At 39.5% G+C, this 4699-nt stretch carries 3 protein-coding genes; all 3 read left to right on the top strand.

Annotated features, from left to right (window positions below):
* On the top strand, positions 1-544 hold a 544-nt coding region (locus tag AC1DRF_RS17230), incomplete at its 5' end, for a PTS sugar transporter subunit IIC (protein WP_477741242.1).
* A 26-nt stretch (positions 545-570) separates the two neighbouring features.
* Complete coding sequence (locus AC1DRF_RS17225) at positions 571-1398, top strand: mannose/fructose/sorbose PTS transporter subunit IID (protein ID WP_013056298.1); 828 nt, start codon at positions 571-573, stop codon at positions 1396-1398.
* An 86-nt stretch (positions 1399-1484) separates the two neighbouring features.
* On the top strand, positions 1485-4699 hold a 3215-nt coding region (locus AC1DRF_RS17220; protein ID WP_477741241.1), incomplete at its 3' end, for a GH32 C-terminal domain-containing protein.

Below are 4699 nucleotides of genomic sequence, written 5' to 3'. Positions count from 1 at the left end.
GGGGATTGGTGAAGGCATTGCGGTAGCCATAGCTTTAGCAGCTGCAGGGCAAGTACTCACCATTTTTGTTCGTACCATCACAGTATTTTTAATTCATCGAGCTGATAAGTACGCGGAAGAAGGAAACTTTAAAGGAATTGAAATTATGCATATTACTGCTATGGGTTTTCAGGCTCTCCGCGTTATGATTCCAACTTTAATTGTTACATTAATCAGCGTAAGCGCCGTGCAAACTTTCCTCGGAAATATTCCGGAAGTTATTACAAAAGGCCTGCAAATTGGAGGAGGCATTATCGTGGTCGTAGGATATGCCATGGTTATCAATATGATGAACATTCCTCATTTAAAGCCCTTTTTCTATATCGGGTTCTTATTGGCGGCATTTACAGGGTTTAACCTGGTAGGATTTGGAGCGCTGGGTCTTTGTTTAGCACTTCTTTATCAGCAAGTAATGCAGCAGCGAAATCAAATGCAGCCGGCAGGCGTTCCCGCAGCTACAGGGAGCGAACAAGTATATGATGATGACGATGATTTAGATGCCTAAACGGCGAACTTAAGGGAGGGATAGAGATGGAAAATGAAAAAAGATTAACGAAAAAAGATATCTTTAGCATGTTCATTCGTTCGAATTTTTTACTCGGTTCATTTAACTTTGAGCGTGTTCAAGCAATGGGCTACTGTTATGTTATGATTCCAGCAATCAAACGCTTATATGGACCAGGAGCTCAGCGAAATGCAGCATTAAAGCGTCATTTAGAATGGTTCAATACACACCCATGGATTTCCGCACCTATATTCGGCGTCACGGCAGCAATGGAAGAAGAAATGGCAAACAAAAAAGATTTTGATGAAAAAGCTATCAGCGGAATGAAAATTGGATTAATGGGCCCACTTGCTGGTGTAGGAGACCCTATTTTCTGGGGAACGCTTCGACCAGTTCTCGCAGCCCTAGGCGCCTCGCTTGCGTTAGGCGGTAACATTGCCGGACCACTGCTGTTTTTCATCTTAATTAATGCAATTCGATTAAGCACAAAATATTATGGATTAAAATATGGCTACTTAAAAGGAACAGAAATTTTAAAAGATTTAGTAGGGAATCGAATTCAAAAACTGACGGAAGGTGCATCCATTTTAGGACTCTTCGTAATGGGAGCGTTGGTTTCGAAATGGACTACTATTAATATACCAGTGGTTGTTTCTAGGATCAAAGATGATTCTGGTAAAGTTGTGGTAAAAACTGTGCAAGATGTACTTGATAGTATTCTACCGGGGCTTCTTCCTTTAGCGCTAACTTTATTAGTAGCATGGATGCTTCGAAAAGGTACAAATCCGCTGCTTATTATTTTCGGTATTTTCTTAATTGGTATAGGGGGTTATTGGATAGGCTTTTTAGGATGATAAATAACAGGAGTCATCTATTCTTCTAGCATCTGCTGGTGAAAATGTTTTACATAACCAGTATGCAAATAAAGGAGGAAATGAAGATGAAAAGAACCGTTAAAAAGTTATTGATGATTGGAGTCGCTTGTTCCATAAGCTTGTTTTCTGCATGCCCTGTATTAGCTGATAATACAGGGTATTATCAAGAAAAATACCGGAATCAATTTCATTTTTCTCCAGAAGCGAACTGGATGAACGATCCAAATGGAATGGTCTATTATAACGGAGAGTATCACCTTTTTTATCAGTATTATCCTTACGGTACCACTTGGGGACCTATGCACTGGGGGCATGCAGTTAGTACAGATTTAGTGAAATGGAAACACCTGCCGATTGCTCTTTCTCCAGATGAGAACGGAGAGATTTTTTCCGGAAGTGCCGTTATCGATTGGAATAATACCGCAGGGTTTGGAAAAGAAGCAATGGTAGCTATCTTTACACACTCGGGCAGAAAAGGACAAGTGCAAAGTCTAGCATACAGCAAGGACAGCGGAAGAACGTGGACCAAGTATGAAGGAAATCCTGTTATRCCCAATCCCCCAGTTCCAGACTGGCGCGACCCAAAAGTGTTTTGGCATGACCAAACCAAGCAGTGGGTGATGTCTTTAGCTGCTAAAGATAAAATTATGTTTTATACATCACCTGACTTAAAAAATTGGAAATACGCAAGTGAGTTTGGACCTGATGGAGGCATCCAAGCAAACGGTCAAAGTGGTGCCTACACATATACTTTATCCGAACAAAAAGGTCAATCCTTTACTCTGGAGGGAGAAATTACGCTTGTAGAAAAGAATGGACGCGCAGGCGCAGGCGGTCTTGTTTTTCGTTCTAATAAAGACGCAACAAACGCATATACCGTCAATTTAGATGCAGAAAAGAACCTCTTAACACTTAACAAAGTAGAGAAAGGAAACGTAACGGCCGTTGTTTCAAAGTCGATGAGGCTTGATACATCACAAGCATATCATGTAAAAGTAGAAACAAACAGTCACTACTTTAAGGTACTGTTAAATGGAAAACAAGTTCTAGAAGGCAGTGATGCATCTTTTGAAAATGGTCAGTTTGGATTAACAGCATGGAATTCCACAGCTGTCTTTCGTCATGTTAAATTTACGAATCAATCTAATTTTATAACCAATCTATCTAACTGGAAACCTGTTACGGGAACGTGGAATGATACTGCTGATGGAAAAATCGGTAAATCTGACAGCGATGGATATATTATGAGTGAAGAACAGGGAGATCAGTTCATTTTTAAGTCAAATATGACATTTTTAGATGAAAATCCTGGTTCAGGTGCACTACTCTTTCGGGCAGACGCGGAAGCCAAAAACGGATATATAGCTAGCGTGGACGCTTCTAAAGATACAATCAAACTAGTAAAGCTTCAAAATGGCATTTCAACTGTCCTTGCCGAAACAAACGAAAAAATTGATACGAGCAAATCACATCAAGTAAAAGTAACTGCATCGGGAAATAAACTTGATTTGTATATAGACGATAACTTCACCCTTACTGCAAAAGATGAAACTTTTTCAAAAGGATTGTTTGGATTACATGTTCATCAATCTTCAGTCCAGTTTCAAGATGTTAACATGACCAAGTTTATTGATACAGATGAAAAGGAAATTAAAAATAAAAGTTTTGAAACAGGCGATCTCACCGGCTGGAAAACGATAAAAGGAAATGCATTCACAAACGATCATGTAACGGATGCAACCGCAAATTGGAGCGGTCTCTTTGAACAAAAAGGAAAGTATCATTTATGGGGGTTTTCCGATAAGCAAGATGGCGATAATGCCACTGGAGAATTACATTCATCTTATTTTAAATTGAGCGGCTCAGGTGAAATCAATTTGTTAATGGGAGGCGGAAACGATCCCACAAACCGCTATGTCTCCTTAGTCAGGGCCTCTGACGATAAAGAATTGATTCGTCAAGCGAATACAAAGTTTGCAGATGAAAAGTATCAGCGCTACGTATGGGATGCTTCTAAGTATATAGGAGAAGTATTGTATATTAAAGCCGTTGATCAAGCTGTAGGCGGATGGGGGCATATTAATCTAGATGATGTTAATGTATTTAATACAGAAAAAATGCCGGATAAAGTAGACAGTGTAGCAAAAGAACCGGAGGAAGTTAAACAAAGGGAAAGTGGAGAGCTTTCAGATTGGAATACTGTGTCAGGAGAATGGGTGAAATCAACTCATGGAAGCAACGGAGGGATTTGGGAGTGTCCTACTTTACTCGAACTGCYGGTTGATGGAGACAGCACAAAGAAAAAATGGGTGCTGCAGGTAAGCATCAATGATGGAGCGGCAGCTGGAGGTTCAGGTATGCAGTACTTTGTTGGTGATTTTGACGGAAAAACATTTAAAAATGAAAACCCGCCAGAGGAAGTGCTTTGGACAGATTATGGTGCCGACTTTTATGCTGCTGTAGATTGGAGCGGAGTTGAAGGAGATAACGGAGAAAAGTATTGGCTAGGCTGGATGAGCAACTGGCAATATGCAAACAATACCCCAACTACTACTTGGAGAAGCTCTATGTCGATTCCAAGAAAAATAGAACTCACCAACACAGCAAAAGGACTTCGTTTAAAACAAATACCTGTTTCAATTGATTCAATTCGCAATAAGCAAGAAAAAAAGGTGTTGAAGAATCTGATGGTCGTTGAAAATAAAAATCTTCTTTCGGGCATACAGGAAAACAAATATGAAATTATGGCAGAATTCGATGTTTCTAATACAGATGCACAAGAATTTGGTTTTCAAATTCAAAAAGAAGGCAGTGAAAATACAAAAGTCAGCTATAACGTAAACAAGCAGCGATTATTTGTTGACCGAACAAACTCTGGAAATTTTGATTTTGGTGAAAATGTGAAAGGCAAACACTCTGCTTCCATGCTTCCAAAAGACGGAAAGGTTAAGCTTCATATGTTTGTAGACCAGTCATCTGTAGAAGTATTTGGCAATGACGGCACGGAAGTAATAACAGATCAGCTCTTTCCAACGCTTTCAAGCAATAAAATAAGGCTTTATAGCAAAGGAGGAGCTGTGAAATTGAATTCCCTGAAGATGTATCCATTAAAATCTATTTGGAATAAAAGTCCTGTTGAGACAAACTTATCAGGGTGGAAAAGCATTAGCGGACTATGGGCCGATACGGTTAATGGAAAACAAGGACGAAGCAAAGAAGATGCCTTTGCTTTATCATCAGAAAAAGCAAAGAATTTTATATATGAGGCAAAGATAAAGGT

Source organism: Priestia sp. P5_B4 (genome assembly GCF_056400385.1).
This window is presented reverse-complemented; position numbering and strand designations above follow the sequence as displayed.

Coding starts and splice junctions, on each gene's coding strand:
- AC1DRF_RS17225 (WP_013056298.1), top strand. CDS start 571: ATGGAAAATGAAAAAAGATTAACGAAAAAAGATATCTTTAGCATGTTC.